The 25,790-nt window shown below is 63.8% G+C and carries 30 protein-coding genes; 9 read left to right on the forward strand and 21 right to left on the reverse strand.

What is annotated here, in order from left to right:
- Nucleotides 1-9: 9 nt before the first annotated feature.
- The 7 genes from gltS to LOY22_RS16280 all read right to left on the reverse strand — a co-directional run bounded on the left by gltS (nt 10) and on the right by LOY22_RS16280 (nt 5,647).
- Entirely contained in the window at nt 10-1,218 is a 1,209-nt protein-coding gene (gene gltS, locus LOY22_RS16250; RefSeq protein ID WP_093381397.1) for a sodium/glutamate symporter, read from the reverse strand.
- Between the two features lie 43 nt (nt 1,219-1,261).
- The gene (gene hutG, locus LOY22_RS16255; protein ID WP_093381395.1) at nt 1,262-2,200 is read right to left on the reverse strand and encodes a formimidoylglutamase; all 939 of its coding nucleotides are present in this window, start codon (nt 2,198-2,200) and stop codon (nt 1,262-1,264) included.
- A gap of 18 nt (nt 2,201-2,218) precedes the next feature.
- On the reverse strand, nt 2,219-2,944 hold the full coding sequence (locus LOY22_RS16260; protein WP_258593977.1) for an IclR family transcriptional regulator: 726 nt from the start codon (nt 2,942-2,944) through the stop codon (nt 2,219-2,221).
- A 78-nt stretch (nt 2,945-3,022) separates the two neighbouring features.
- Nucleotides 3,023-3,931, reverse strand: a complete 909-nt coding sequence (locus tag LOY22_RS16265; RefSeq protein WP_093381393.1) for a LysR family transcriptional regulator — start codon at nt 3,929-3,931, stop codon at nt 3,023-3,025.
- Nucleotides 3,931-4,242, reverse strand: a complete 312-nt coding sequence (locus tag LOY22_RS16270; protein ID WP_093381391.1) for an NIPSNAP family protein — start codon at nt 4,240-4,242, stop codon at nt 3,931-3,933. The genes LOY22_RS16265 and LOY22_RS16270 overlap by 1 nt, the downstream gene beginning before the upstream one ends.
- 60 nt (nt 4,243-4,302) lie before the next feature.
- A complete protein-coding gene (locus LOY22_RS16275; protein WP_045195652.1) occupies nt 4,303-4,962 on the reverse strand; it encodes an HD domain-containing protein in 660 nt (219 codons plus the stop codon).
- A 112-nt stretch (nt 4,963-5,074) separates the two neighbouring features.
- Nucleotides 5,075-5,647, reverse strand: coding sequence for a TetR/AcrR family transcriptional regulator (locus LOY22_RS16280; RefSeq protein WP_045194206.1), 573 nt, complete (start codon nt 5,645-5,647; stop codon nt 5,075-5,077).
- 147 nt (nt 5,648-5,794) lie between these two features.
- Between LOY22_RS16280 and LOY22_RS16285 the strand changes: the two genes are divergently transcribed.
- The gene (locus LOY22_RS16285; RefSeq protein WP_045194208.1) at nt 5,795-6,592 is read left to right on the forward strand and encodes a crotonase/enoyl-CoA hydratase family protein; all 798 of its coding nucleotides are present in this window, start codon (nt 5,795-5,797) and stop codon (nt 6,590-6,592) included.
- A 5-nt stretch (nt 6,593-6,597) separates the two neighbouring features.
- Complete coding sequence (locus LOY22_RS16290) at nt 6,598-7,467, forward strand: alpha/beta fold hydrolase (RefSeq protein WP_195884508.1); 870 nt, start codon at nt 6,598-6,600, stop codon at nt 7,465-7,467.
- Here LOY22_RS16290 and LOY22_RS16295 read toward each other — a convergent pair.
- The 3 genes from LOY22_RS16295 to LOY22_RS16305 form a co-directional block, all read right to left on the reverse strand.
- Complete coding sequence (locus LOY22_RS16295) at nt 7,452-8,000, reverse strand: hypothetical protein (RefSeq protein WP_258593981.1); 549 nt, start codon at nt 7,998-8,000, stop codon at nt 7,452-7,454. The two genes, LOY22_RS16290 and LOY22_RS16295, sit on opposite strands and share 16 nt — an antisense overlap.
- A complete protein-coding gene (locus tag LOY22_RS16300; RefSeq protein ID WP_258593983.1) occupies nt 7,997-8,518 on the reverse strand; it encodes a GNAT family N-acetyltransferase in 522 nt (173 codons plus the stop codon). The genes LOY22_RS16295 and LOY22_RS16300 overlap by 4 nt, the downstream gene beginning before the upstream one ends.
- Before the next feature lie 73 nt (nt 8,519-8,591).
- Complete coding sequence (locus LOY22_RS16305) at nt 8,592-8,804, reverse strand: PLD nuclease N-terminal domain-containing protein (RefSeq protein WP_258593985.1); 213 nt, start codon at nt 8,802-8,804, stop codon at nt 8,592-8,594.
- Between the two features lie 127 nt (nt 8,805-8,931).
- On the opposite strand from LOY22_RS16305, the gene LOY22_RS16310 reads away from it, so the two are divergent.
- Entirely contained in the window at nt 8,932-9,939 is a 1,008-nt protein-coding gene (locus LOY22_RS16310; RefSeq protein WP_258593987.1) for a GlxA family transcriptional regulator, read from the forward strand.
- On the opposite strand, the gene rarD is transcribed toward LOY22_RS16310, so the two are convergent.
- Nucleotides 9,903-10,832, reverse strand: coding sequence for an EamA family transporter RarD (rarD, locus tag LOY22_RS16315; RefSeq protein ID WP_258593989.1), 930 nt, complete (start codon nt 10,830-10,832; stop codon nt 9,903-9,905). The two genes, LOY22_RS16310 and rarD, sit on opposite strands and share 37 nt — an antisense overlap.
- A gap of 98 nt (nt 10,833-10,930) precedes the next feature.
- Here rarD and LOY22_RS16320 point away from each other — a divergent pair, with 98 nt between their 5' ends.
- A complete protein-coding gene (locus LOY22_RS16320; RefSeq protein WP_045194217.1) occupies nt 10,931-11,386 on the forward strand; it encodes an Lrp/AsnC family transcriptional regulator in 456 nt (151 codons plus the stop codon).
- Between the two features lie 635 nt (nt 11,387-12,021).
- Here the strand turns inward: LOY22_RS16320 and LOY22_RS16325 are convergent.
- Nucleotides 12,022-12,492 (reverse strand): FAD/FMN-containing dehydrogenase, encoded by a 471-nt coding sequence (locus LOY22_RS16325; RefSeq protein ID WP_093381381.1) that lies wholly within the window; start codon nt 12,490-12,492, stop codon nt 12,022-12,024.
- 100 nt (nt 12,493-12,592) lie between these two features.
- Between LOY22_RS16325 and LOY22_RS16330 the strand changes: the two genes are divergently transcribed.
- On the forward strand, nt 12,593-13,126 hold the full coding sequence (locus LOY22_RS16330) for a hypothetical protein (protein WP_093381379.1): 534 nt from the start codon (nt 12,593-12,595) through the stop codon (nt 13,124-13,126).
- An 8-nt stretch (nt 13,127-13,134) separates the two neighbouring features.
- Here the strand turns inward: LOY22_RS16330 and LOY22_RS16335 are convergent, their stop codons facing one another.
- Nucleotides 13,135-14,355 (reverse strand): benzoate/H(+) symporter BenE family transporter, encoded by a 1,221-nt coding sequence (locus LOY22_RS16335; protein WP_093381377.1) that lies wholly within the window; start codon nt 14,353-14,355, stop codon nt 13,135-13,137.
- 100 nt (nt 14,356-14,455) lie between these two features.
- Between LOY22_RS16335 and LOY22_RS16340 the strand changes: the two genes are divergently transcribed.
- Nucleotides 14,456-15,970, forward strand: a complete 1,515-nt coding sequence (locus LOY22_RS16340) for a PLP-dependent aminotransferase family protein (RefSeq protein WP_258593992.1) — start codon at nt 14,456-14,458, stop codon at nt 15,968-15,970.
- A 22-nt stretch (nt 15,971-15,992) separates the two neighbouring features.
- Here the strand turns inward: LOY22_RS16340 and LOY22_RS16345 are convergent, their stop codons facing one another.
- Nucleotides 15,993-16,571, reverse strand: a complete 579-nt coding sequence (locus tag LOY22_RS16345; protein ID WP_258593994.1) for a thioredoxin family protein — start codon at nt 16,569-16,571, stop codon at nt 15,993-15,995.
- A 24-nt stretch (nt 16,572-16,595) separates the two neighbouring features.
- On the reverse strand, nt 16,596-16,859 hold the full coding sequence (locus LOY22_RS16350) for a DUF2790 domain-containing protein (protein WP_093381371.1): 264 nt from the start codon (nt 16,857-16,859) through the stop codon (nt 16,596-16,598).
- Nucleotides 16,860-17,074: 215 nt separating this feature from the next.
- Here LOY22_RS16350 and LOY22_RS16355 point away from each other — a divergent pair, with 215 nt between their 5' ends.
- Entirely contained in the window at nt 17,075-17,809 is a 735-nt protein-coding gene (locus LOY22_RS16355) for a response regulator (RefSeq protein WP_258593996.1), read from the forward strand.
- A 14-nt stretch (nt 17,810-17,823) separates the two neighbouring features.
- On the forward strand, nt 17,824-19,113 hold the full coding sequence (locus LOY22_RS16360) for a HAMP domain-containing sensor histidine kinase (RefSeq protein ID WP_213604400.1): 1,290 nt from the start codon (nt 17,824-17,826) through the stop codon (nt 19,111-19,113).
- 7 nt (nt 19,114-19,120) lie between these two features.
- Here the strand turns inward: LOY22_RS16360 and LOY22_RS16365 are convergent, their stop codons facing one another.
- The 5 genes from LOY22_RS16365 to LOY22_RS16385 form a co-directional block, all read right to left on the reverse strand.
- Complete coding sequence (locus LOY22_RS16365) at nt 19,121-19,372, reverse strand: hypothetical protein (protein ID WP_093381367.1); 252 nt, start codon at nt 19,370-19,372, stop codon at nt 19,121-19,123.
- A 96-nt stretch (nt 19,373-19,468) separates the two neighbouring features.
- The gene (locus LOY22_RS16370) at nt 19,469-20,416 is read right to left on the reverse strand and encodes a FecR domain-containing protein (protein WP_213603950.1); all 948 of its coding nucleotides are present in this window, start codon (nt 20,414-20,416) and stop codon (nt 19,469-19,471) included.
- A complete protein-coding gene (locus tag LOY22_RS16375; RefSeq protein WP_045194228.1) occupies nt 20,413-20,922 on the reverse strand; it encodes a sigma-70 family RNA polymerase sigma factor in 510 nt (169 codons plus the stop codon). Before LOY22_RS16375 ends, LOY22_RS16370 begins: the two co-directional genes overlap by 4 nt.
- Before the next feature lie 73 nt (nt 20,923-20,995).
- The gene (locus LOY22_RS16380; RefSeq protein ID WP_258594000.1) at nt 20,996-21,838 is read right to left on the reverse strand and encodes an SDR family NAD(P)-dependent oxidoreductase; all 843 of its coding nucleotides are present in this window, start codon (nt 21,836-21,838) and stop codon (nt 20,996-20,998) included.
- A gap of 105 nt (nt 21,839-21,943) precedes the next feature.
- Complete coding sequence (locus LOY22_RS16385; protein ID WP_258594002.1) at nt 21,944-24,163, reverse strand: hypothetical protein; 2,220 nt, start codon at nt 24,161-24,163, stop codon at nt 21,944-21,946.
- A 410-nt stretch (nt 24,164-24,573) separates the two neighbouring features.
- On the opposite strand from LOY22_RS16385, the gene LOY22_RS16390 reads away from it, so the two are divergent.
- Complete coding sequence (locus tag LOY22_RS16390; protein WP_258594004.1) at nt 24,574-25,488, forward strand: LysR substrate-binding domain-containing protein; 915 nt, start codon at nt 24,574-24,576, stop codon at nt 25,486-25,488.
- On the opposite strand, the gene LOY22_RS16395 is transcribed toward LOY22_RS16390, so the two are convergent.
- Nucleotides 25,433-25,768: a DUF2790 domain-containing protein gene (locus LOY22_RS16395; protein WP_093381359.1), complete on the reverse strand. Its 336-nt coding sequence runs from the start codon at nt 25,766-25,768 to the stop codon at nt 25,433-25,435. The genes LOY22_RS16390 and LOY22_RS16395 overlap by 56 nt on opposite strands.
- Nucleotides 25,769-25,790: the final 22 nt, after the last annotated feature.

The raw sequence follows: 25,790 nt of genomic DNA on the forward strand, positions 1-25,790 counted from the left end.
CTCGCACCCTCAGCTGAAGGCGTTGATGAACCAGGTAATCAGCGGCAAGGCGACGATGTCGATCAGCACCGCCCCGCACAGCGGCACGATGATGAAGGCCTTGTACGAGAACACCTTGTAGTGGTCGCAGATCGCGCCCATGTTGGCCACCGCGTTCGGCGTCGCGCCCAGGCCATGGCCCATGTAGCCGGCGCACAGTACCGCCGCGTCGTAGTTGCCGCCGAACAGGCGGAACAAGACGAAGATGCACAGCAGCACCATGATCAGCACTTGCACCACCAGGATCACCAGCAGCGGCAGGCCCAGTTGCTCCAGCTCCCAGAACTTCAGGCTCATCATCGCCATGGTCAGGAACATGCCCAGGCTGATGTCGCCCAGGGTGCTGACGGCATTGTCGGGAATCTCGATGACCCGTGCGCGATCGTTGAAGTTGCGCGCCAGGATGGCGACGAACATGGCGCCGACGTACACCGGCAGGACGATACCCAGGTGCGCCTTCAGCGCATCGCCGATCCAGAAGCCGAGCACCATGATCACCAACATGCAGGTCAGCAAGCGCAGCAGCACCGGCGTATCAATGCTGACAACGGGGGTTTCATTGGCTTTTTCCAGGGCTTGCAGGGCATCGACCTGGTCTGCCTGTACCACCAGTTTCTTGCGTTCGATCAGGTAACGCGCCACCGGGCTGCCGAGCAGGCCACCGGCAACCATGCCGAAGGTCGCCGAGGCCAGCGCGGCTGTAGTGGCGCCGACCGTGCCGAGGCTCTCGGCGATCGGGCCAAAGGCTGCGGCGGCGCCAAAGCCACCTTCCAGCGACACGGCGCCGGCCATGATCCCCAGCAGCGGGTCGATGCCCAAGGCCTTGGCCATGCCCACGCCGACCAGGTTCTGCAGCAGCGCCAGGCCCCAGCAGGCACCCAGGTAGATGAACAGGATCTTGCCGCCCTGGCGCAGCAGGCCAAGGCTGCCGCCCAGGCCGACGGTGGTGAAGAACGCCACCATCAGCGGCGTTTGCATGGCGGTGTCGAGCTTGATGTCCAGCCACTGCTGGTCACGCAGCAGCCACACCACCAGGGCAAAGCCAAAACCGCCGATGACCGGCGCCGGGACACAGAGCTGGCGCAGCCAGTAGCTGTGCTTCTTCAGTTGCGCACCCATCGCCAGCAGCAGGAGCGCCAGGGCGACGGTGGTCAGAGCATCGAGTTGCAGGGTCAGCATGGTTAACACTCTTCTTTTTATAGTTGGATAGGGGTTGTGGATTTCAGTCGACCAGGCTGGCCAGCAGCCGCGCAGCAATGCGCGCGGTGCGTTGGTCCTGGTCAAGACCGGGGTTGAGTTCGGCGATGTCGGCCATGCGCAACTTGCCGCTGGCCTTGGCACGCCGCGCCAGGTGCTCGACCACCATCAGCTCGACGCCATGGGCCGAGGGCGCACTGACGCCGGGCGCCTGGCTGGCCGGCAGGACGTCCAGGCAGAGGGTCAGGTACAGGTGGTCGATGCCGCTGAGAAAGTCATCGACGAAGGTCTCCAGCGCGGCGATATTCCACGGCTGCATCTGCCGGTCGAGGCGATAACGCACGTTCAGGCGCTGGGCCTGGTCGAACAAGGCCTGGGTGTTGTTCAGCTCGCTGACGCCCAGGCAGCAGTATTCAAAGGCCATGCCGGCCTGCTGGCAGTACTCGGCAATCTGCCGGAACGGCGTGCCGGAGCTGCTCTGGGCGCTGTGGCGCAGGTCGAAGTGGGCATCGAAATTGAGAATGCCGATGCGCGGCTGCGCCTCTTGCTGGCGTAAATGGCCAGCCAGGCCGAGAAAACTGGCATAAGCGATTTCGTGCCCGCCGCCCAGGCCCAACGGCAGATGCCCTTGCCCCAGCAGTTGCGTCACCCGCTTGGCATAGGCCTGCTGGGCACCTTCCAGGTCAGTACCGAGGCAGACGAAGTCGCCGCTGTCATAAACCGGGCGCTGGCCACGCCAGGCCAGGTTGGCCAAGGCCTTGCGCAGGGCCGGCGGCCCCTGGCGGGCGCCGCTGCGGCCCTGGTTGCGGATCACCCCTTCGTCACAGGCCAGGCCCACCAGGGCGTTGCCAGCCGGTTGGTCATCAGCCCAGGGCTGCACCCATTGGTGCCAGCGCAGGGCCGCCGTGCCTTCTGCGGCGTCGACGCGGCCCTGCCAGAGCGGCAGTGCGGTAGTGCTGTTCATGCGGGTACTCCAGTAGATTCAGTCCAGCCGCGCACCGATGCGCAGGGCCACGTCGCAGGTCCAGCGGGTCAGGCGCTCGCTGTTCTGCCGGGCGCGAATGGCCGGGGCCATCAGGCTGATTGCGCCATGCAGGCGGTTGCGGCTGTCGAGCACCGGGGCACTGACGCCCCAGATGCCGTCGTCGATTTCACCGAGGCTGATGGCATAGCCATGGTCACGGATCTGCACGAAGCTCTGGCGGTAACTGTCCAGTGCTTCGGCTTCCAGGCCCTGCTCTTCAAGAATCGCCAGGCTGCGCGCCGGCTCCATGTGCGCCAGCAACACCCGCGCCGACGCGCCGACCCGCAGCGGTTGCGCCAGGCCCTTCTGGTAACAGCAGCGCAGTGGCTGCGGGCTGTCGATCAGTTCGATGCAAATGGCCTGGCCGTTGCTCGGCACCATCAGTGCCACGCTTTCCTGGCTGAGTTCGGCCAGGCGCTTGAGCTCGGGCTTGGCCAGCGACACCAGCAGTGCTTCGCGGTCGAACTTCTTCGCCAGTTGCAGGCAGGCCGGGCCCGGCAGGTAGCGACCATGGCCGTTGTCTTCGGCCAGGCCCCAACGCAGCAGGGTCTTCAGGTGCCGATAGGTGCTGCTCAGGGGCTGGTCCAGTTGCAGGCTCAGCTCCTTGGCCGACACGGCCTCGTTGGCCTGGCCGAGGGCGACGAGGATCTGCAGCAGGCGATCGGTGGGCGTGGTGTAGGTCATATGTGCTCCTTGGCGCCATGGTGCACAGTCTTTCTCAATAGGTGAAACTCGATTCCCATTGAATGGGAAATATCCTACTTATAGCCCCTTGGCCGCCCACTGCAGGCAGCGTGTTTGCAAAAAGCCCTGCAACGCCTTGACCCGCTCGGTCACCTGCGCCCGGTGCGGGCACATCAGGTACACCGGGGCGTGCTCGCCCTGCCAGTCGCCGAACAAGCGCTGCAAACGCCCGGCCGCGACGTCCGCGGCCACGTCCAGCCAGGCCTTGTAGACCACGCCATGCCCGGCCAGGGCCCAGCGCCGGGCCACTTCACCGTCATCGCAGCGGTATTCGCCGTGCACCCGCACTTCGTTCACTTCACTGCCACGCGCAAAGCGCCACAGGTCATAGGGCCGGCCGTTGCGCTGGTAGATCACGCACTGATGGTCAGCCAGCTCCTGGGGCATCGAGGGCGTGCCGTGGCGCGCCAGGTACTCGGGGCTGGCGCAGGCCACGCGGTGGTGATCGAGCAGAATCGGCAAGGCGACCATGTCGGAATCGGCCGGCACGCCAAAACGCAGGGCGACGTCGACCGGTTCGCGGTACAGGTCGCTGGCCTGGTCGTTGAGCAGCAGTTGCAGCTGGACCCGCGGGTATTCGCGCTTGAACGCATCGAGCCAGGCCAGCAGCACGCTGCGGCCAAAGTCAGAGGGCGCCGCCAGTTGCAGCAGGCCGCCCATTTCCAGCGCCTGCTCGCGCAGGGCCTGCTCGCCTTCGGCCAGCGCGCCCAGGGCCAGGCGCACGCTGTCGAGGTAGCGCCGGCCTTCGTCGGTCAGCCGTTGCTGGCGGGTCGAACGGGCAAACAGGCGTACCTGCAGGCGCGTTTCCAGGCGCTTGAGCGCAAGGCTGGCGGCTGCCGGAGTGATATCGAGGCTACGCGCGGCGGCAGACAGGCTGCCCTCGTCGGCCACCCGCACGAACAGTTCCAGGTCGAAAAGCGTGCTCATCAGTCCTGCCCGAACACCGGGCGCAAGAACGAGCGCTCATAGCTGAGGATGCAACGGGTGTCCTGGGCGTACTGGAAGGCGGCCAGGCACTCGGGGTCGTTCATCGAGTCCTGGCGGTAGCGTTCGTACGCGGCAAGGTTTGGAAAGGTGAACATCGCCATGGCGATATTGTTGGCACCTTCCGAAGGCAGGAAGTAGCCGTGGTGCTGGCCGCCGAAGCGCTCCACCAGCGGGATCCAGAGTTTGCCGTAGTGTTCGAACTCGGCGAGTTTGTAAGGGTCGAGGACGTAGCGCAGGTAGCAGGTGATCATCGGTGGCTCTCGCTGAAGTTGCTCGGCAGCCGAGAATGCACGATTCCAGCGCTGCCCGCATCAGTCTTGAGGGCCGCCAATCTCATCCATGAAACCTTGCACAAACAGCTCAAGCCGCCGATGCCGCTCGGCCGCCAGACGTGCGCCCTCCCCGGTTTGAAAGCCCGAGGCCAGTTTCAGCAATTTGGTGTGAAAGTGCTCGAGGCTGAACTGGTGGTCCAGGTAGTCGCGGCCTGCCGCGCTGGGATTAGTGAAATCGTACAGGGCCGAGCCCATGCGCCCACCGACGTAGAAGCAGCGAGCCACACCGACCATACCGATGGCGTCCAGACGGTCACTGTCCTGAAGGATTTTTGCCTCGAGGGTTTCCGGCGCCAGGCCGGCTGAAAAACTGTGCGTAGCGACGGCATGAGCGACAGCGCTGATGCGCTCGCCGGGCCAGCCAAGATCGGCGAGTATCCGGGCAGCTTTTTCAGCGGACAGGGTCGAGGCCTGGGCGCGCAGCGGCGAGTTCTTTTCGACCGCGACGCAATCGTGCAGCAGCGTGGCGGCCAGCAGGATGGACAGATCGCCGCCCTCCCGGGCCTGAATCCGCCGGGCATTGCTCCAGACCCGGTGGATATGCGTCAGGTCGTGAGAGCCATCGCCGTTGTCCGCCGGCAGGTGCGGCAACAGCAGGTCAGCGAGGGCTTGGCAGGGATGGAAAGGTTGGGTAGTCATCAGCAGTGGCGCCTTGGAACAGGTCATTGAAAATACGCCAGCGATGCCCGTATTGCGACCGCTGCGCGCTCGATCGCCGGCAAGCCGGCTGCCACAGGGACCATAGGCGCCTTCAACCCTTGTGAGTTCCCTGCAATTCGCCCAGGGCCCGCTGGGTCACCGCCTTGAAGTAGCTCATGTCGTCATGGATCCGTGCCAATAGAATCGCCCCTTCGTAATCCGCTACCAATTGCCGCCCTCGGGCCTGCGCCTGTTCATCATCCAGCAGGCCCTGATAGAGCCGGGCAAACGCCTTAGCCCAGGCGGCAAAGAATTCGCGAATCGGCACCATCAGCTCATTCTTGCCGTAACTGGCATCGATGGCCACCACCGCCATCAGGCAGCCGATGGCATCGGCCTCAAACACCCGACCTGCCTTGCGGCCCATTTCCTCCAGACGTTGAACAGGGCTCAGGCTCAAGTCGTCGGCAATACTGAACAGGTGCTTCGCAAGCCCTTCGTGGGTCCAGGCCAGCACGTCGCGCAGCAGCGCTTCCTTGTTCGGGTAGTGATGATAGAAGGACGCCTTGGTCAGGCCGCAGGCCGCCGAAAGCATGTCCATGGTGGTGCCGTGATAGCCGTAGCGCTTGAAGGTGTTGGCGCAGCGCTGCAGCAGTTGGTCTCGGGGAATTTTCAGCGGTCGCACGGCCAGTCCTGCAGTCGATCAATGGCGCTGATTCTATGCCATAAGCCTGGCCAGCTCCACTTGATAGTTACCGAACGTTTGGTTAGCTTCATCAAACCGAACGATCGGTAAGTAACCCTTCTAACCTCTTTGCCGGAGTGCAAGTCGATGAGCGAAGCCAATAGCGGCCCCGATCGAGTCAGCCGCGAACAGCGTGGCCACCTATGGCTGGTGGGCCTGGACCGCGCCGCCAAGCGCAACGCCATGGACAGCGCGCTGCTGATGGACCTGGCGCTGGCCCTCGGTGAATACGAGGGCAATGACGAACTGCGCTGCATGGTGCTGTTTGCCCATGGCGAGCATTTCACCGCCGGGCTCGACCTTATGGAGTTGGCACCGAAGCTGGCCAGCGGTGGCTTGCACTACCCAGAGGGCAGCATCGACCCCTGGGGCACCCGCCTGCCTCGCCGGAGCAAGCCGGTAGTGGTCGCGGTCGAGGGCATCTGCTGGACCGCGGGCATCGAATTGCTGCTCAACGCCGATATCGCCATCGCTGCCAGCAATGCGCGCTTCGCTCACCTGGAGGTGCTGCGCGGCATCCCGCCATCAGGCGGCTCTACTGTGCGCTTCACCCAGGCCGCAGGCTGGGCCAACGCCATGCGCTACATGCTCACTGGCGATGAGTTCGATGCCGATCAAGCGCGGGCGATGAATCTGGTCAATGAGGTGGTAGCTCCAGGGCAAGCCCTGGCCCGCGCCATCGACTATGCCGAACGCATTGCCAGGGCTGCGCCGCTGGCGATCAAGGCTACTCTGCAATCGGCCTTCCTGGCCCGGGACGAAGGCGATGCTGCGGCATTGGCCAGGCTCGAGGAAACGTTGCTGGAGCTGATCGGCAGCGCCGATGTGCGTGAAGGGGTGATGGCGATGATGCAAAAGCGCGCCCCGCAGTTCACCGGGCGCTGACCACCATGACCCAGATGATCTCCCCGGCCCCGCCGCACGCCTTCACCTTGCATGCCCGTGACGGTTACCCGTTGTCGGCGTACCGCTACCCGGCTGTGGGCGAAGCCCGTGGCAACCTGATCCTGGCCGGCGCCACCGGCGTGCAGCAACGCTTCTACCGGCGCTTTGCCGAGCATGCGGCAGCTCAGGGTTTCAACGTGCTGACTGTCGATTACCGCGGCGTCGGCGAGTCGCGGCCGGCGTCGCTCAAAGGCTTTGAGATGTCCTACCTGGACTGGGCTTACCTGGACTTGGCCGCGGCCGTCGACCTGCTCGGCGCCGAGCCATTACCCTTGTACTGGGTCGGCCATTCCTTCGGCGGCCATGCCATTGGCCTGCTGCCCAATCATGCCTGTATCAGCGCCTGTTACAGCCTCGGCAGCGGCGCCGGCTGGGCCGGCTGGATGCCCTGGCCGGAGGCGCTGAAGGTGCGCCTTTTGTGGCGCTGGGTCCTGCCGCCGCTGGTAGCCCTCAAGGGTTACATGGCCTGGAGCCTGCTTGGCATGGGCGATGATCTGCCACGCGGGGTCTACCGTGACTGGAAGCGCTGGTGCGCCTACCCGCACTACTACTTCGACGACCCGCGCATGGCCCATCTGGCCGGGCAGTACGCCCAGGTACGCATGCCTTGCGTGTTCGCCACCTCGCTGGATGACCCCTGGGCGCCACCGCGCTCGCGGGATGCCTTCGTCAAGGCTTACTGCAATGCACCAATGACCCGCCGTGACCTGCAACCGGACAATGGTGCCATTGGCCACATGGGGTACTTCAAGGCTCAGGCACAACCGCTATGGGACGAGATACTGACCTGGCTCGGCCACTACCCTCGCCCATAAACCAGCAACTCGCCACCGGTGGCGATCACCAGGCTCAAACCGGTATAGGAAAACCCGAAGGCACGCACTTCGGTCTCGATTGCCAGGGTATGAAACCTGGCGGGCCGGTTGTAGCGCGCGCCATGCAGCCAGGAACCCGGCTCGACCAGCAGCAGGTGCTGCTCAGGCCAGGCCAGGGTGATGTTCTCCACCACCCAGCCATCGCTGGTGCTGATCGGCAGGCCGCCGCCCTGGATGCCCGACATGCGGATCACCCGCTCGTTGAGCGGGCCGATGCCGCGGGTTTCCAGATAATGGTCGCTGCCCAGGTTGTCGGTGCGGTCGCGGGCGATTTTCTCGCCGCTGCGACAGTCGATCACACTGCGGCCTGAACTCGAAGCCACCAGCAGCCGCTCGCTGTCACGGTCAAAGCCGATTTCCAGCAGGCCGGCGACGGTGAACTGGCCAGTCAACCGCCACGGCGCAGGTGCGGGTGCAACCGCTTGTTGGCGGATGACCTGGCGCAACGGGTCGAGGTGTCTGCTGCTGGTCATGGTGCCTTCCAGTGCGGATGCGTCAGCCGATACACCCGCACCGGCCGCTCGTGAAACTGCACAGTATCGAAGGCATTGAAGCCGGCTTTTTGCGCCACGCGCAAGGAGGCAATGTTGGCCGCTTCAATAATTGCAATCACCGCCGCCAGCCGGTGCTCGTTGAACGCATGCTCAAGCACGCCGCGCACCGCTTCGCTGGCCAGTCCCTGACCCCAATAGCGTGTAGCCAGACGATAGCCCAGGCTGGCCTGCTCTACCCCTTCGACCTGCTCCGGGCTGACGCCGCAAAAACCGACCAGCTCGCCGTTGACCTTTTCGACCAGCGCCCATTGGCCCATGCCGTAGCTGGCGTAGCACTGCATGCACCAGTCGATGAAGGCCCCGGTCATCTGTTCGTCGCAGACACCGCGCACCGAGAATTTCATCACCTCAGGGTCGCTGAGAATGGCGGTCAGGGCGGGCAGGTCTTGACGCGAGAGTTCGCGCACGAGCAGGCGTGGGGTTTCAAACAGCGGCATGAAGTGCTTCCTTGGGTCATGCAGGCGCGACGATGCGCCGTCGCCCCTACAATCCCTGTCGCCAGCCGCCGGGTCAACCCTCCCGCGAAATCGGCCCCCCCGCGCTGGCTTTCGGCCCGGCCACGGCCCAGGCAATCAGGCCCAGCACGGGTACAAAGACGATAAACACGATCCACAACATCTTGCGATCCGCCCGGCTCTTGCTGCCGATGATGCGTTTGATGGCCCAGAGTTCGACCAGGGTGAGCAATACGGCAAGGGTGATCCAGATATGACCGTTTTCCATGGGTAGCCTCCAGAGGGGTTCTGAAGGTTAGGTGTGCGCAGCCAGCCGGGGTTCATTCTGATTGCCATTGCGGGCCGGGCAATATCTGGCATCATCGCCTCAACCTGCCAGTTCGCGGAGCCGCGCCTTGCCCACCCCACGCCAGTTCAGCAAGAAATCCAGCACCAGTAACATGCTCAACCTCAAGCACCCCGAGGCTGCCTCGACCCCGGCGTACCAGGTGGGCTTTTTGCTGCTGGAGAACTTCTCCATGGCCAGCTTTACCGTGGCCATGGATGTACTGGTGACGGCCAACCTGCTCAAGAGCAACCTGTTCTTGAGCACGCCGTTTTCCCTGGGCAGCGAGCGGGTCACCAGTGACCTGGGCCTGGAGATTTATGCCGCGCACCTGGACCGCGCAGCGCTGGACAACCTCGACATGCTGATTGTTTGCGGCGGCCTGCGTACCCCACTCAAGTACCCGCAGCTGGACAAGCTGCTGTGCGATGCTGCCGCCCACCAACTGGCCCTCGGCGGCCTGTGGAACGGCGCCTGGTTTCTCGGCCGCGCCGGGGTGCTGGAGGGCTACAACTGCACCATCCACCCTGAACAACGGGCAAGCCTGGCCGAGCGCAGCCCGCAGTGCACCATCACCCCGGCAAGCTTTGTGCTCGACCGCGAACGCCTGACCGCCGCCAGCCCCAACGGCGCGCTAGAAATGATGCTGGCGCTGCTCAAGCTGCAACATGGCGAAGCGCTGGCCGAGGGCGTCGAGGAGATCCTGGCGTTTTCCAGCGCGCGCTTTCGCCGGGTCGACAGCAGCCAGAAGAAAACCATGAGCGCGCCACTGCGCACCATCGTCGAGCTGATGGAAAGCAACCTTGAAGAAACCCTCAGCCTCGATCAACTGGCGGCCTACAGCGGCCGTTCGCGCCGGCAGATCGACCGCCTGTTCCAGGCGCAACTGGGCACCTCGCCAAGCCGCTACTACATGGAACTGCGCATCACCAAAAGCCGGCGTCTGTTGCAGTATTCCGACCTGCCGCTGATGGACGTGGCGATTGCCTGCGGTTTTGTCTCGGTCTCGCACTTCAGCAAGTGCTACTGCGCCTACTTCGGCTACCCGCCTTCGCGCGAGCAGCGGTTGGGCGAGTAAGCGCGGCGGTTACCGTTGAGGCTCAAACCGCCCTCCACCACCAGCACCAACACCGCCAGCCAGATCGCAATATAGGTCGGCCATTGCGCCGGGGCGATGCTGTCGCCCAGCAGCACTGCGGCGACCACCAGCAGCACCGGCTCGACATAAATCAGCAGGCCAAACAGGGTCAGGTTCAGCCGTGGTGCCGACAGCGCCTGCAGGCCCAGGGCTGCGGCGCTGATCGCGCCGAGGCCGAGCACCAGCCAGGGCAAGCTTGAGGCTGCGCCGGCAAGGCCGAGCACTACCCCGCCCTTGAGCACGAAATACAGGCTCACCGGCAGGCTCAGGCTCATGTCGAACCACAACCCGCCCATGTTGTTGGTGTCGGTCACCCGGCGCAGCCAGAAGTACAGCGGATAGCCCAGCGACACCACCAGCACCGGCCAGGAAATCGCCTTGGCGATGGCGATCTGGTTAATGATGCCCAGCGCCGCCAAGGCACAGGCCAGCAGTTGCAGGCGGCTGATCGAATCCTTGAACGCCAGGCGGCCGACAATCACCATCACCAGCGGCATCAGGAAGTAGCCCAGCGACACGTCCAGGCCATAGCCGTTGATCGGTGCCCACATGAACAGCCACAACTGCGCGCCGAGCAACACCGCCGAAACCAGGCGAATCGCCCAGAACCAGCGCTCTTCGAACAGGCGCAGGAATATCCGCCGCACCTGCGGCCAGTGCCCGCTGGCGATCACCATCAGGGTCAGGCACGGCACGGTCAGAAGGATCCGCCAGCCATAGATTTCGGCGCCGTCCAGGGGCGCGAGCAGGCTGGTGTAGGCGTACATCACCGCGAACAGCACCGAGGCGAGAACATTGAGCACGACGCCCAACGTGGAGTTATGCGCGGTCATTGCAAATTCCTTAATGAGGACCAGCAGAGGGTGATAATTTATTCCGCAGCCACTGATAAGTGCCCTCGTTTTCACCCCTCAAGATGAGAAATTTTTGCATGGACCTGGATGAATTCGACCTTGCCCTGCTTGCCGCCCTGCAGCGCGATAACAGCCAGCCCCTGCGTGAGCTGGCCGAGCAGGTGCACTTGTCTAGCGCCTCGGTGCAGCGGCGGATCCAGCGCTTGAAAAAGACCGGGGTAATCCAGGCCAATGCCGCGGTGATCAACCCGGACAAAGTCGGCCAGGTGATTACCCTGATGGTCGAGGTGCACGCCGACCGCACCCAGTCGGCGGACCTGGAAGTCATGAAGCGTGCGTTCTCGGGACCTGAAATTCAGCAGTGCTACTACGTCACCGGCGACGCCGACTTTTTGCTGGTGCTGACGGTAGCGAGCATGACCGTGTTCCAGGACATCGCCCAGCGACTGTTTCATGACAACCCGAACGTGAAGTGGTTTCGTACCATCGTGGTGCTGGATCGAGTCAAGACGACCTTGCAGGTGCCGCTGTAAGATCTGCGCCTGCCTGCACTGCCCATGTGGGAGCAACTGTCTTAAGCAGCTTGCAAGTATTGGGGCAGCCAGGCTGTTTGAGCTGATCCATTTGATGATGAGGCGCTGCCGGCGCCTTCCGCCCTTACGGCGGGTCACTTTTGCTTGGCGGCAAAAGTAACCAAAAACGCCCTGTCCCTTCATCGGCCCTGCGCTGCGCTGCGGGTTCCCTCCTTCCACCCTTGCTCCCGTGGGGGCGCGCCGAAGGGCCGTCCCTGGCCCTGCGGCGCTCGCCGGCCATCCATGGCCGTCGCCCCACTACGCAAGGGTTCCACTCGGCCTTCTGCAAGGGACGATCGGTGGCGTCTGCAATTACATACATCTAGAAGCAGAGCGCTTTTTTGCTTTCGCTACTCGTGCATCGCCGGTCCATTCGCCGACAAGGCGCAAAGGTGAAGTGTGAGCAGCATCGCCAATGGATCAGCTCGCGCCTCTAAAGGCCTACGCTACCTGTGGGAGCGGCCGTGCGGCGACCCGACTTGCCCCGCGATGGGGTCAGTTCAGCCTCCCCATCAGGTGGCGTCTGGATTGCGACCGCTTCGCGCTCCATCGCGGGTCCAGCCCGCTCCCACAGCGTTGCGCTGCATTCAAATCCACTATGGCTGCGGCAACGCCTTGAGCGCTGTGGCCAACGCCTCGGCACTGGCATATTCCTTCTGCCCCGCCACAACCCCCTGCTCCAACTGAATCCACAGCACCTGGCCTTCAGCGCCCGGATAACGCGCAACCACCTTGCCGTCGCGGTCCAGCAGCACCCGGTAGTTGTAGTCACGCATGGCCGGGATGGCGAACAGTTTGCTGATCAGTGCCGGCATGCGCTGGATGTCGGCGACGAACACCGCATCGCGTGCTTGCAGGTAGCCCTTGGGCTGCTCACCGACGGCGGCCTGGACCAGCTTGGCACCGTCCATGTTGCGCGCCACCAGCAGCACGCGGGTCTGCGCGTTGAGGCTGTAGGGCTGGTCGTGCTGGTCAAGCAAGGTAAAGGGCGCCAGGCGTTCGCCGACTTCGGCGGCGCCAGCCAGCAACGGCATCAGGCTCAGTAGCAGGGCAATGGCGTATTTCACAGGTGACCTCATTGTCAGTGCAGGACTGCTGATCCTAGCGCGGATGCGAGGGCTGCAGTACCCTTTGCGCTCATTTCAAGGAGGACCCCGCGTGCCAAGGATGCTGACATTGTTGCTCTGCTGTGCCCTGTTCCCGACCACCGCCTGGTCGGCGCTGAGCCTTGGCGAGTTCACGCTGGGCATGCCGCGCGCGCAGGTCGTGGAGGTAATGGAGCGGCATTTCACCCGGGTCTGGCTGATCAACGGCGTGCACTACAACGTGCCCCGTCAGTACTACCAGGCTGTCGACCCGGTACCGGGCATCGAACCCTACAAACTCGGCGGTGTCGAGGTCAGCCGCATCGAAGCGGCCTTCGACAAGGATGACCGCCTGCGCCAGGTTTCGCTGTCACTGGAGACCACCGACGGCGAACGCGCCATGCAACTGGTGCCATTGATGCGCCAGGCCAAAGAAGCGCCGCACAGCAGTGGCCGCCACGACCTGCTGCTCGAAGACGGTGAACTGACCTACTGGACCAGCGCGTTCTGGGAGTGGACGGTAATCAACATCGCCGACAAGCCCACTTCGCTGGAGAACATCCCGGCACGGGCGCGCAGCGACGAGAATCAGCGCGCCAAGGCGGCCAAGCGCTGATCGCGGCCTTACCCCTCGCCATTGCTGGCACCGATCACCCCTGCCCGCTCCCGGCGCGGCAAGCGGCCATTGAGCACGGCATAAGCGCCCAGGCCGATCACCAGCCCCCAGAACGCCCCGCCGATACCGAGCAAACTGATATTGGCGGCCGCAGCCAGAAAGGTGATCAACGACGCTTCGCGGGTTTTCGCATCGGCCATGGCATTGGCCAGGCTGCTGCCAATGGTGCCCAGCAGCGCAAGCCCCGCCAGGGTGCTGATGAAAGTGGCCGGGAAGGCCATGAACAGTGCGGCCAGGGTTACCCCGAAGACGCCGACAAGAATGTAGAACACGCCCGCCGCCACCCCGGCGATCCAGCGCTTGGCAGGTTCTTCGTGGGCTTCCTTGCCGGTGCAGATCGCCGCGGTGATCGCGGCGATGTTGAAGGCGTGGGAGCCGAACGGCGCCATCAACAACGAGCCCAGCCCGGTAACGGCGACAATAGGGTTGGCACTGGCCTTGAAGCCGTCATTGCGCAGCACCAGCATGCCGGGCATGTACTGTCCGGTCAGGGTAATCAGGAACAGCGGCAGGGCCACGCTGAGCATGGCATTGAATGAAAACGCCGGCGCGGTGAAGACCGGCGTCGCCAGTTGCAAGCGCAGCCCTGACAGCTCGACCTGCCCGCGCATCAGCAAAAAGCCCAGCCCCAGCAGCAGGATGCCGACCACCGCATAGCGCGCACTGAAGCGCTTGAAGAGCAGATAGGCCACGATCAGCAGCGCGGCCAGCAACGGGTCGACGCTGAGCCCGGCAAAGGCACCGATGCCGAATTGCAGCAGGATCCCGGCCAGCAGCCCCGCCGCAATGCCCGGCGGGATCAGGCGGATGAGCTTGTCGAAACAGCCCGATAAGCCCAGCAGCACAAACGCGGCTGCCGAGATCAGGTAGGCGCCCACCGCTTCGGCGTAGGGCGTACTGGCCAGGGCCACCACCAGGAAGGCGGCGGCCGGTGTCGACCAGGCGGTGATGATCGGCTGGCGGCTGAGCCAACTGAGCAACAGCCCGGTAACCCCCACGCCGATGGATACCGACCATACCCAGGAAGCCGTGAGGGCCGGGCTCAAACCAGCGACCTTGGCCGCTTGGAAAACCAGGATGAAGGTTCCGCCATAATTGACGATAACCGAGATGAGACCGGCAATGAGCGGGGGCATGAGGTCGCCGGGGCGTAGTGCTGAAGTAGACATGGCGGCAGGGTTCCTTGCGAAGAGGCAGTGACGAGCGACCGAGTGTACGAATAGACTGGCCTGCCCGTTCAGGCCAGTTTCTTCACTTGCGGCAGACCACATGGCAACCACGTTCGAGCTTGAAACCCTGAAGATGCGCGTCAATGACGCCGAGTTCGCAGCGCTGGACCTGCACCAGCGCATCCAGCGTGCGCTGCGCGCGCTGATCCTTGAAGGGGCGCTGTCCGCTGGCGTCAAGCTGCCGGCCAGCCGTGCCCTGGCCAAATCGCTGGGCGTCGCCCGCGACACCGTCGAGAACGCCTACGTGCAGCTGCAGCGCGACGGCTATATCGTCCGCCGCGCAGGCTCGGGCAGTTATGTGCCGGACAACCTCGGCGCGCAACTGCGTGGCAGCGGGCAACGGCGCATCAAGGCCGGGGCGCAAAAACGCAGTGATCTCGAGCCCGGCCAGGGCTTGAGCCTGCGCGGACGGGCACTGTTCGACAACGGCGGCGTCAGCGACCAGCAGGTGATCAAGGCCTTTGCCACCGGCCTGCCAGAAACCCGCTCGTTCCCCCTTGCAGTCTGGGAACGCCTGCAGCGCCAGGCCGTGAAGGACCATCGCGGCAACGTCCTGCTGCACGGCGACCCGCAGGGCAGCGAAGCCCTGCGCAAGGCCATCGCCACCTACCTGAACCTCGAACGTGGCGCCAAGGTGATGCCCGAGCAGGTACTGGTGCTCAGCAGCACCCGCCAGGCACTGTTCCTGTGCGCACAAATGCTGGTGGATGCCGGCAAGCCGATCCTGCTGGAAAACCCCGGTTACTTCGGCGCGAAGAAGGCCTTTGAAGCGGCGCAGGCGCGGATCGTGCCGATCGACGTCGACGCCCACGGCATCCGCACCGACCTGCTGCGCGCCGACCGCAGCGGCGCCAGTTGCGTCTACGTCACGCCATCGCACCAGTACCCCACAGGCGCGACCCTGAGCCTTGCGCGACGCCTGGAGCTGATCGACTGGGCGGCGCAGAACGGCAAGTGGATCATCGAGGACGACTACGACAGCGAGTTCCACTACGACGGCCTGCCCACCGCCTGCGTGCAGGGCCTGGACAGCCAGCAGCGCACCCTCTACATCGGCACCTTCAGCAAGACCCTCTACCCCGGCCTGCGCATCGGCTACATGGTCTTGCCGCCGGAGCTGGTAGCGCCCTTCAGCGCGGCGCGCAGCATCATCGACGGGCACACCCCGCAGGTGCTGCAACTGACCCTGGCGCGCTTCATGGACGACGGCCACTACAACGCCCACATCCGCGCCATGCGCAAACTCTACGCCGGGCGCCGGGCCTGCCTGCTTGATGCGATTGGCAAGCACCTGGCGGGCGTCGTCACCGCCATGCGCCCGCCGGGAGGCCTGCAGATCCCCTGCGTGCTCGAGCCAGGCTGGACAGAGCAACACACCATGAATCTGGCCGCCCGCGCCGGTGTGCAGCTACCCGGGCTCAGCCGTTTGTATGCCGGTGAACATAAACAGCAGGGCTGGCTGCTGGGCTATTCATCGCTGACAGCCAGTGAAATCGAAACCGCAATCCGGCAACTGGCCAAGGTCCTCTGCAGGAGCGGGCTTGACCCGCGATGAGGCCAGCGCCACCCGAGCATCTTCACCCCGCCTGCCCGTCACGCTCCTTGAGCAGTTGCTGGATGACTTGCTCCTGGGTGTCGTAGGCGCCTTCGCCAAAGTGCACATAGCGCACCTGGCCGCTGCCATCGACGATGTAGTGCGCCGGCCAGAACTGGTTGCCGAAGGCGTTCCATATCGCATAGTCGTTGTCGATGGCCACCGGGTAGCCGATACCCAGTTTCGTCACTTGCGCACGCACATTGTCGACTACCCGCTCTTCAGGGTATTCCGGCGTATGCACGCCGATCACCACCAGGCCCTGGTCGGCGTAACGCTTGGCCCAGGTGTTGACGTGCGGCAGGCTGCGCCGGCAATTGATGCACTCGTAGGTCCAGAAGTCCACCAGCACCACCTTGCCCTTGAGCGCTGCGCGGTCCAGTGGTGGCGAGTTGAGCCACTGCACGGCGCCGGCCAGTTCCGGCATCGGCCCCAGTGTCTCAAGGCTTGCCGGCGTGCCGGCGAACAGGCGATTTCCCAGGCCCGCCAGCGCCAGCAGCACGGCCAGCAGTGCGGCGATGCCCAGGGCCCGACGGCGATTTGTGTTGAAATTGATGTTCATGGACGAACCTCCCTGATCGATGGCTTAACCGCCTTCATGGCAGTCACTGGCAAATTTCTGGTACTGCAGGCGGTGTTCCTTGCCCTGGGAATCAAGGTAGTCCATCTGAGCGTTGACCACGCCGCAGCCCATGCTGCTGTCCTCGTGCAAGGCCAGGACCTTGTGCACATCCAGTTGCTGGCCGTAACGATATTGCTGTACCACCACCGCTTCGCTAGCCTGGGCGGCAACGGTGCCGAGGCTGAACAGGGTCAACAGGCTCGCAGTGGCAAGGGTCTTGAGGTTCATGGCGGTACTCCCGAATCAGTTTGCACAGAGGTGGCGGCTGCCACCCGTTGCTGGCTATTTCAGGCCCGCCAGGTATCGCCAATGTGTCCGGATCGGCCCGCTTTGCCTCGCCAGGTATCTATGGCCGCAGCAGATACACTGCAATACAAAGCCCGGCAGGCAAGCCCTGCCCGGCTCTATACACTTGCCGCCACCACCACAGCGGGAGCCGGACGATGGAACATGTCGATCACATCCTGGTCGTCGACGACGATCGCGAGATCAGGGAGCTGGTAGGCAACTACCTGAAAAAGAACGGGCTGCGCACCACCATCGTCGCCGACGGCCGGCAGATGCGCGCCTTTCTCGAGTCCAATGTGGTCGACCTGATCGTGCTCGACATCATGATGCCCGGTGACGATGGCCTGCTGCTGTGCCGCGAGCTGCGCGCCGGCAAGCACAAGGCCACGCCGGTACTGATGCTGACCGCCCGCAACGATGAAACCGACCGCATCATCGGCCTGGAAATGGGCGCCGACGACTACCTGAGCAAGCCGTTCTCGGCCCGCGAGCTGCTGGCGCGGATCAACGCCGTGCTGCGCCGCACGCGCATGCTGCCGCCAAACCTGAGCATCAGCGAAAGCAGCCGCCTGCTCGGTTTCGGCCACTGGCGCCTGGACACCACCGCGCGCCACCTGCTCGACGCCAACGGCACCCTGGTGGCCCTGAGCGGCGCCGAGTACCGGCTGCTGCGGGTGTTCCTCGACCATCCGCAACGGGTGCTCAGCCGCGAGCAACTGCTCAACCTGACCCAGGGCCGCGAGGCGGATATCTTCGACCGCTCCATCGACCTTTTGGTCAGCCGCCTGCGCCAGCGCCTGCAGGATGACGCCCGCGAGCCGGCCTATATCAAGACGGTACGCAGCGAGGGCTACGTGTTCGCCTTGCCCGTGCAGCGGGTCGAGGCCTGAACATGGGCAGCCTGCTGCGTTGGCCGCGCACCCTCGCCTCGCGCCTGGCGCTGATCTTCTTCACCGGCCTGGTGTTGGCCTACGGTTTGTCGTTCAGCTTCCAGTTCTACGAGCGCTACCAGAGCTCGCGCTCGATGATGCTCAGTAACCTCGAGCAGGACGTCGCTACCTCGGTGGCCATTCTCGACCGCCTGCCGGCCGCCGAACGCGCCGCCTGGCTGCCGCGCCTGGAGCGGCGCACCTATCGCTACCGCCTGGATGCCGGCGAACCCGGCCAGCGGCTGAGCATGGATGACGCGCCCATGGCCGCACTGTCCATCGGCAAAGCCCTGGGCGGCCAGTACGCCCTGGACTACCAGAGCATCCCCGGGCCCACGCCGCACTTCCAGGTGCACCTGCGCCTGGCCGACGGCGCACCGTTGAGCGTCGACGTCACCCCGGCGCCGGTGCCGATGTCGAGCTGGCTGCCGGTGGTGCTGCTGATCCAGCTGGCGCTGCTGTTGCTGTGCACCTGGCTGGCGGTCAAAACCGCGATCCGCCCGCTGACCCGCCTGGCCGAAGCGGTCGACCAGCTCGACCCCAATGCCCCGGGGCCGCAACTGGACGAAAGCGGCCCGCGGGAAGTGGTGTATGCCGCAGTGGCCTTCAATACCTTGCAGGCACGTATCGGCGCCTACCTGAAAGAGCGCATGCAACTGCTGGCGGCGATCTCCCATGACCTGCAAACGCCGATCACGCGGATGAAGCTGCGGGTCGAGGCTATGGACAGCAGCAGTGATCGCGACAAGCTCTGGAGCGACCTGGAGGCCATGGAACACCTGGTGCGTGAAGGCGTCGCCTACGCCCGCAGCATCGATGGCAACAGCGAGGCACCGTGCCGGGTCAACCTCGATGCCTTGCTCGACAGCCTGGTGTTCGACTACCAGGACAGCGGCCAGCAGGTCGAGCTGCACGGCAAGACCGGCGCGCTGCTCGAAACCCGCCCGCAAGCCTTGCGCCGGGTGCTGGTGAACCTGATCGACAACGCCCTGAAGTTTGCCGGCGCGGCGCAGCTCGAGGTGCGCAGCGGCGCCAACAACGGCACGCTGATTCGCGTGCTCGACCAGGGCCCGGGGATACCCGCCGAAGAGCTCGACGCGGTGCTGCAACCGTTCTACCGGGTAGAGAACTCGCGCAACCGCAGCACCGGCGGTACCGGCCTGGGCCTGGCCATCGCCGCGCAGCTGACCCAGGCCATCGGCGGCCGCCTGACCTTGAGCAACCGCGACGGCGGCGGCCTTTGCGCGCAGATCGAGCTGCCCTGAGGCAAGCTCAGCCTTGATCACCTGCAGCGACGCTGCAACGACCCGGCGCCAGCACCGCAGTGATGCTGGCGAATGGAATGCAGCGGCATTCATCATCGCAGGCGAAGTACAGCTGCAACTGGTGGGTGCACCAGTCGATGCTGCGCACCACGCCTGACTGGGTTTCCATCACCCCGTACTCGGCGGCAAAACAGCCATACAGCACCACAGTGTCTCCAGGTTGATACAGGCGAAGGCGCTCTTTGTTGTTCTCGTCCATGTCGGTATGGCTCCAGCCTTTGAACCGGCATCATCACCAACCGCAAGGCAGCGCGCTACTGGTAAAAATGTCAGGCGACCAACAGCACGGCACCGCTCACACGGTTTTCTCGCGGGCCACCAGGGTCACCCAGTAGCGGCTGCGCGCCTGTACCGCTACCGGCAGGCTGGCCGCCAGCAGGGCCAGCACCCGATCGGTATCATCCAGGCGGAACGTGCCGGTGACGCGCAGCGTTTCCAGCGCCGGCTCCCAGTGCAGCCAGCCCGGTCGGTAACGCGACAGCTCACGCAAAAACTGCGCCAGCGGCTGGTTGTTGACACTCAGAACGCCATCGCGCCAGTCCGGCTGGTGGGGGTCGAAACGGTCCATGGCGCCACTGCCGTCGGCGGTGATAGTCAGCTGATCGCCGACCTGCAAGGCCAGCGCCGGGCCCTGGCGCGGCTGCACCTGCACTGCGCCCTGGAGCACGGCGATGCGACACTGCTCGGCGTCGCGCCGCAGGCACACCTGGGCCTGGCCGACGCTCACCCGGGCCATGCCAAGGTCAACGTGCAGCGCCTGGGCGCGGCTGACGCTCAGGGCGATTTCGCCCTCGACCAGGGTCAGGCGCTGGTGAGCAAGGTCAAGGTTGACGGCGGTTGCCGTGTTCAACTGCAACAAGCTGCCATCGGCCAGACGCACGCCACGGCGCTCGCCCACAGCGGTGCGCAGGTCGGCGCGCAGGGCCTGCAGCGGCACCTGCTGGCTGAGCAGCCAGCCGGCGGGCAACACCAGCGCCAAAGCCAGGCCACGCTTGAGCAGGGTTCGACGGTTGGCTTCGGGACGGTCGAGGCTGGCCATGGCCAGGGTTGGCGGCACATCCTGGAAACGCTGGCGCAAGCCCTCGGCGCGCTGCCAGATCTGCTCGTGCTGGGCATTGGCCGCGCGCCAGTGCTGCAGACGCTGCAAATCCTCGGCGCTGGCCTGCCCGGAATCGAGCAAGGCCAGCCAGTGCGCGGCGGTGCGCGCCAGTTGCCGGGCTTCGCGGCTGAAGGTGCGGTTCATAGTTCAACCAGCAGGCAATGCTCATAAGCCTGGGCCATGTAGCGTTTGACCGTACGTTCACTGACAGCCAGGCGCTCGGCGATCTGTGCGTAATTCAGGCCTTCAAGCTGCGACCAGAGAAACGCCCGACGCACCGCCGCCGGCAAACCGTCGAGCAGTTCGTCCAGGGCTTGCAGGGTTTCCAGCAGCAACCAACGCTGCTCTGGCGAAGGCATCAGGGCCTCGGGCAGGCTGGCCAGAGCCTCGAGGTAGGCACGCTCCAGGCTGCGGCGCTTGTGGAAGTTGACCAGCAAACGCTTGCCGACGGTCAGCAGATAGGCCCGTGGCTCGCGTAACTCGCTCAGCACCTGGGGGCTTGCCAGCACGCGCAGGAAAGTATCCTGGCTGAGGTCGGCGGCATCCCAGCGGTTGCCCAGGCGCTGGTACAGCCAGCGCTCCAGCCAACTGCGATGCTCTCGGTAGAGGCCCTGCAGGGTCTGCTCGGTGGGGCCCGCCGCTTCGCTCATGTCAACGCACCTGGATGGATTAGACTCAAATGAGATTGATTCTAATTAATACCCTGATGCAAACCAAGCGCTATTACATGGCTTTTATCATCTGCCAGCGTTGCCGCACCTCGCGCACGGTGCCGGCCGACACCCCGCGCAGCTCGCGTGGATAGTCCACCTGCGGGTTTTCCTCGAAGCGCGTGGCGCAGAACTGGCCGTTGCTGGCACGCAGGATGTAGCCGCTGTCCTGGCAGTCTGCCGAGGCCAGGTACAACACCCCGGGCACAACCCACTCGGGCTTGAGGTCTTCGGGCTCGCCCTGCTGACCCCACATGCGCGTGCGCGCCACCGGCGAAATCGCGTTGACGGCAATCCCGTGCTCGGCGCCCTCGGCGGCCAGGGCGTTCATGATCCCCAGTTGCGCCATCTTGCCGGCGGCGTAGGCACCCAGGCCGGTTTGCGCATGGCGCAGGTACATGGCCCGGTCCGAGGTCGTGAGCACGATGCGCCCGCTGCCAGACGCCTTGAGCGCCGGCCAGGCGTGCTTGCTCAACCACAGCGGCGCGTGCACGTTGATGGCCAGGGCGCGCTCGATGAATTCGCTGCTGCAGTCTTCGATGTTCTGGTAACCGACCCAGCCGGCGTTATGGATCAGCGCATCGAGGCCGCCGAAGGTGTCGAGCACCTTGCTGATCAACTGTCGGCACGCTTGCTCATCGCTAAGGTCGGCGCTGTGACCAATCACCTGGTGGCCTTCATTGCGCAACAGTTCGGCGGCGCCCTCGGCAATCGAAGCATCGTGGCCACAACCTTCGCGGTCGGTGCCAAGGTCGCTGATTACCACCTGCGCACCGGTTTGTGCCAGGGCGCGGGCATAGGCCAGGCCCAGGCCACGGGCGCCGCCGGTGATGAGTACGGTTCTGAATGGGGTCACAAGCAGTCTCCTGATGGCCGTTCAGCCTAGCCAGTGAGCGCTGCAAAGTTGAATACTATCGAACAGGGTCGCCGATATCCGTGGGATATCGGCGGCTCCCGGGCACTACTCGCTGCGGCGCGCCAGGCCGGAGACGATGGCAACCATCAGCAAGCTGATACCCCAGCCAATCAGAATTTCGAACCAGATCAGCAGGCGCACGAAATGCTTCCAGCCAAATGATGTGAACTCGTCCCAATACCCTTGCTTGGGTGTCGGCACCAGCGGCGCCCAGTCCGACTCCTGCTGCAGGTCGACCAGGGGCATCAGTACATCCAGGGAATAGGCCAGGGGGCTGAAGCCGGTGTATTCCTCACGCAGGGTTTGGCACAGGTACCAGTTGCCATTGCCATAATAGGTGGGCGGCGTCTCCAGCCCCGGATTGGCCTGCCGCCAGGCGTCGCCCCGGTCTGGTCGACAATCGAAGTAGGCGTCATGCTGGAACACCAGCGGGTTGCTCGGGCCGAACACACGTTGTTGCGAAGCAGCGTACCAATAGAAGCCAGCGCAGATTAACCAGATCGCCAGAAACCAGACCAGTAGTTGCATCGGGCGGTAGCCGAAACCGGTGAGTCGACCGTAGAGCCAGTGCAAGCCTCTGGCCGTGCTTGTGTATATCGGATGTGTCCATTTCCACCAGTTCTGTGGCGGCTGACCAATATGGCCGATGTCGCGCAGTTTCCGTTCAAATGCGACCCCCACTTCACGGGCCTCGGCGGTATGCCCCATGTTCTCGAACACGTGTTGCAGATGGCGCCAGGGTTGGGGGCGAAAGTCATCGCCAGGACTCGCAGGATGGCCTACCAGCGACAGTGCGGGGACCTGCTTGCCCAGCCACGCGACCCTGAACGCAGCGTTGACTGGTGCACTCGCCGCCAGGGACTGGTAGTCCAGGCCGTTGAGCACGATGTTGTCGCCCCAGGTGTCTTCGTCGTCGTCCAGCTCACCAACTCTTGCACCGGCGAACGTGGCGTTACTCAATGGATGATCCAGCGCCCTGAGAATCAACGGCCCCTCCAGATGCATTCCTTCCAGATCCAGTGACACCTTTTTCTCGTCGGCAAACCGGGCTCTGCTGCAATCGAAGCTGCCGGCTAGCCTGGCACCGTCGAAACTCACCGCTTTGTGCGCATGGAAACCATCACCTAGCCTGACCTGCCCCTTCACCTCCACCCTTGCCGCGGCCAGAGAGATATCTTCGTCGCCCTCCAATTCAGCTTTCCCACACATCAGGCCACCGTCGATCTGAGCCCCCATGAGACGAAACGCCCCCGTTGCCTTGAACCCCCGGTGAAGAAAAAGATCTCCTTGAAGAACCATGCCGTCAGCCGACAGCGCATCGCTACCCTGCCCATCGATCACACCGCCGTTAAAATTCAGCTGCCCATCGATCCGGGCCCGAACCAGACGTACCTCGCCCAGCGCGTGGAAACCCTTGCTGAAAAACACGCCTCCCGCAACACCAACACCATCGGCAAACAAGGCTACATTTTGTTGCCCTTCTATACGTCCCTCACAAACTAGTTGCCCATCAATACGGGCCCCTAATAGACGAATCTCACCTATGGCAGCAAAATCGCCTTTCATGCCCAGGTCCTGCCTGAGTTTCAAACCTTCAGCATCCAGAGCCGATTCGCCCATGCCGTTGAGGCTGGCGTCTTCAAGATTCAACTGGCCGTCGATCCGGGCGTTCTGACAACAAACCGATCCCTTTGCCGTGAAAGCGCTGTTCAAACAAACATTGCCTTTCACCCAGGCTTCGTTGAAGAACAGTGACTTCTCGCCCTTGCCGTCAAACATCGAATTACTGCAATCGAGTACCCCTTCGACTTTCATACCCAGGCAGACAACTACCCCCTTTGCCTTAAACTCATCTGAAAGGCGGACTGACGAATCAACCTGCGCATGGGCGAACAGTAGCGCGATAGCCCCTTTTCCATTGAGACGCGCCCCTCGGCCATTCACTTCACCTGATATACGGGCTTCCTGGAACGACACCATGCCCAAGCCAATCAGATCCGTCATCACCAGCGAACCTGCAATTTCGACGCGTGAAGCGAACAACGCAGCCTGTTTGCGCCCATTCAACCTGGCCCTGACCAAGTACAGGCTTCCACCCACTTGGGCATCGCGTAAGTTCATTGGACCGAAACAACGATACTCACTTAGATTCACCGCTCCCCGAACATCCAGCCGTTCAGCCTCGAGGCCCGGGCTTGAGCAGCCAGACATGACCAGTGAGCCGCAAACCTTTGAATCGGTAAAGTTAGGTGAATCACTGAACATACAGTCGCTCAGGGTCATCGAACGAGGTACTGCCGAGCTGCGCAAGTCCAACGTTCCGACGATGTAAGCCCCGGCCAGTTGCACACCACACTCATGAACCGGGGCAGAACGATCACCGCCTAGCAGCAAAAACGCAGAAAATCGGCTCGAATGCTGTTTTCGAACGTTGCCTGGGTCGGCCGCGATGAACCGAATCGAGCTAGCGTTCCGTGTTTGCAGTGCGCCTGCAAATGACTTTCCGCCGCCGTCAATGGCGTGAAATCGCTGCGCGACCTCCCTGTTGCGTTCATGGACTGTCCTCTGGCTCGGGCAAATCGGCAGATACTAGAGCGCATACAAAGTGCCATCAATCTGAGACGGCGATTTTTCGGTCATAATCAGGCTGCTTTTCTGATCCAAGGACGCCCCCCGTGATCGAAACCCGCCTGCTGCGCCAGTTCATCGCCGTGGCCGAGGAGTTGCACTTTCACCGCGCCGCCGAGCGCCTGCACATGGCCCAGCCGCCGCTGAGCCAGGCCATCGCCCGGCTTGAGCAGCGCCTGGGCTTTGCCCTGTTTACCCGACACTCCCGAGGCGTGGCGCTGACGGCCGCCGGCGCGAGCTTTGTGCATACCGCGCGGGCGACTCTGGCAGCCCTGGAGCACGGCATCGTCCAGGCACGCCACGTCGCCGAAGGCATCGCCGGCCAACTGCGTATCGGCAGCCTGGCGCTGGCGGGCTATCCGCTGCTGCTCAAGGCGCTCAAGCAGTTTCGCAGCGACTGGCCCAAGGTACAGCTGGAGCTGCAACAGGGGTCGTCGGCGCAGTTGGTCGAACAGTTGCTCGATGATCAACTGGATATTGCCGTGGTCCGCCAGTTGCCACTGATGAGCGAACGCCTGAGCAGCCGTTTGTTGCTGGAAGAAGAAATCTTGCTGGCACTGCCGAGTGAACATCCGCGCGCTGGCGAAGCGGCTGTCAGCCTGGCGGATTTTGCCGATGAAGATTTTGTCTTCACCCCACAAGCCCTGGGCGCAGGCTATCACCAGCAACTGCTCGACCTGTGCCAAAGCGCGGGTTTTTACCCGCGCATCAGCCAGCAGGCGGCGCAACTGCAAACGCTGATCAACCTGGTCGGTTGCGGCTTCAGCATCGCCCTGGTGCCGGCCGCAGCCGCCCAGGCCAATGCCCAGCCAGGGCTACGCTTTTGCCGCTTGCGCGAGGCCAGCCCGCGCCTGGGGCTGTACCTGATGTGGCGCAGCGACGATCCCTCGCCGCTGCCGGGGCGCTTTATCGCGTTGACTGAAAACGCGGGCACTGACCTTCGAGCCGATAACGCAGGGTAACCAGCTGGCCACTGGAGTCCTCGAAGGTCATCAGCATCGGCGCCGCTTCGCAGCCGCGGGCCATGGGCGTCTGTTCGATCAGACGGGCGACATCCACAGATTTGCCGTAGGTAAAGTCCTGGATAGTGGGGGCAGTCTTGCCGGTTCTTGCTGCATAGGCCTGCACTGCCTGCTCATGGGCAACCAGACGCGCATCCTTTACCTCTGGTGCCGAAGCCTGCGCGCTTTGGCCGGCCAGCAGAACCACTGCGGCCATTACCAAACCTTGCATGCGCTTCATTGGCGGATACCTCGAATGAAGT

This window comes from Pseudomonas sp. B21-035 (assembly GCF_024748945.1).
Classification (GTDB): domain Bacteria; phylum Pseudomonadota; class Gammaproteobacteria; order Pseudomonadales; family Pseudomonadaceae; genus Aquipseudomonas.

Excerpts from the sequence above, each read along its gene's own strand:
- gltS (WP_093381397.1), bottom strand. The coding sequence starts at position 1,218 with ATGCTGACCCTGCAACTCGATGCTCTGACCACCGTCGCCCTGGCGCTC.
- hutG (WP_093381395.1), bottom strand. The coding sequence starts at position 2,200 with ATGAACAGCACTACCGCACTGCCGCTCTGGCAGGGCCGCGTCGACGCC.
- LOY22_RS16260 (WP_258593977.1), bottom strand. The coding sequence starts at position 2,944 with ATGACCTACACCACGCCCACCGATCGCCTGCTGCAGATCCTCGTCGCC.
- LOY22_RS16265 (WP_093381393.1), bottom strand. The coding sequence starts at position 3,931 with ATGAGCACGCTTTTCGACCTGGAACTGTTCGTGCGGGTGGCCGACGAG.
- LOY22_RS16270 (WP_093381391.1), bottom strand. The coding sequence starts at position 4,242 with ATGATCACCTGCTACCTGCGCTACGTCCTCGACCCTTACAAACTCGCC.
- LOY22_RS16275 (WP_045195652.1), bottom strand. The coding sequence starts at position 4,962 with ATGACTACCCAACCTTTCCATCCCTGCCAAGCCCTCGCTGACCTGCTG.
- LOY22_RS16285 (WP_045194208.1), top strand. The coding sequence starts at position 5,795 with ATGAGCGAAGCCAATAGCGGCCCCGATCGAGTCAGCCGCGAACAGCGT.
- LOY22_RS16290 (WP_195884508.1), top strand. The coding sequence starts at position 6,598 with ATGACCCAGATGATCTCCCCGGCCCCGCCGCACGCCTTCACCTTGCAT.
- LOY22_RS16295 (WP_258593981.1), bottom strand. The coding sequence starts at position 8,000 with ATGACCAGCAGCAGACACCTCGACCCGTTGCGCCAGGTCATCCGCCAA.
- LOY22_RS16300 (WP_258593983.1), bottom strand. The coding sequence starts at position 8,518 with ATGCCGCTGTTTGAAACCCCACGCCTGCTCGTGCGCGAACTCTCGCGT.
- LOY22_RS16305 (WP_258593985.1), bottom strand. The coding sequence starts at position 8,804 with ATGGAAAACGGTCATATCTGGATCACCCTTGCCGTATTGCTCACCCTG.
- rarD (WP_258593989.1), bottom strand. The coding sequence starts at position 10,832 with ATGACCGCGCATAACTCCACGTTGGGCGTCGTGCTCAATGTTCTCGCC.
- LOY22_RS16320 (WP_045194217.1), top strand. The coding sequence starts at position 10,931 with ATGGACCTGGATGAATTCGACCTTGCCCTGCTTGCCGCCCTGCAGCGC.
- LOY22_RS16330 (WP_093381379.1), top strand. The coding sequence starts at position 12,593 with ATGCTGACATTGTTGCTCTGCTGTGCCCTGTTCCCGACCACCGCCTGG.
- LOY22_RS16335 (WP_093381377.1), bottom strand. The coding sequence starts at position 14,355 with ATGTCTACTTCAGCACTACGCCCCGGCGACCTCATGCCCCCGCTCATT.
- LOY22_RS16340 (WP_258593992.1), top strand. The coding sequence starts at position 14,456 with ATGGCAACCACGTTCGAGCTTGAAACCCTGAAGATGCGCGTCAATGAC.
- LOY22_RS16345 (WP_258593994.1), bottom strand. The coding sequence starts at position 16,571 with ATGAACATCAATTTCAACACAAATCGCCGTCGGGCCCTGGGCATCGCC.
- LOY22_RS16350 (WP_093381371.1), bottom strand. The coding sequence starts at position 16,859 with ATGAACCTCAAGACCCTTGCCACTGCGAGCCTGTTGACCCTGTTCAGC.
- LOY22_RS16355 (WP_258593996.1), top strand. The coding sequence starts at position 17,075 with ATGGAACATGTCGATCACATCCTGGTCGTCGACGACGATCGCGAGATC.
- LOY22_RS16365 (WP_093381367.1), bottom strand. The coding sequence starts at position 19,372 with ATGGACGAGAACAACAAAGAGCGCCTTCGCCTGTATCAACCTGGAGAC.
- LOY22_RS16370 (WP_213603950.1), bottom strand. The coding sequence starts at position 20,416 with ATGAACCGCACCTTCAGCCGCGAAGCCCGGCAACTGGCGCGCACCGCC.
- LOY22_RS16375 (WP_045194228.1), bottom strand. The coding sequence starts at position 20,922 with ATGAGCGAAGCGGCGGGCCCCACCGAGCAGACCCTGCAGGGCCTCTAC.
- LOY22_RS16385 (WP_258594002.1), bottom strand. The coding sequence starts at position 24,163 with ATGTTCAGTGATTCACCTAACTTTACCGATTCAAAGGTTTGCGGCTCA.
- LOY22_RS16395 (WP_093381359.1), bottom strand. The coding sequence starts at position 25,768 with ATGAAGCGCATGCAAGGTTTGGTAATGGCCGCAGTGGTTCTGCTGGCC.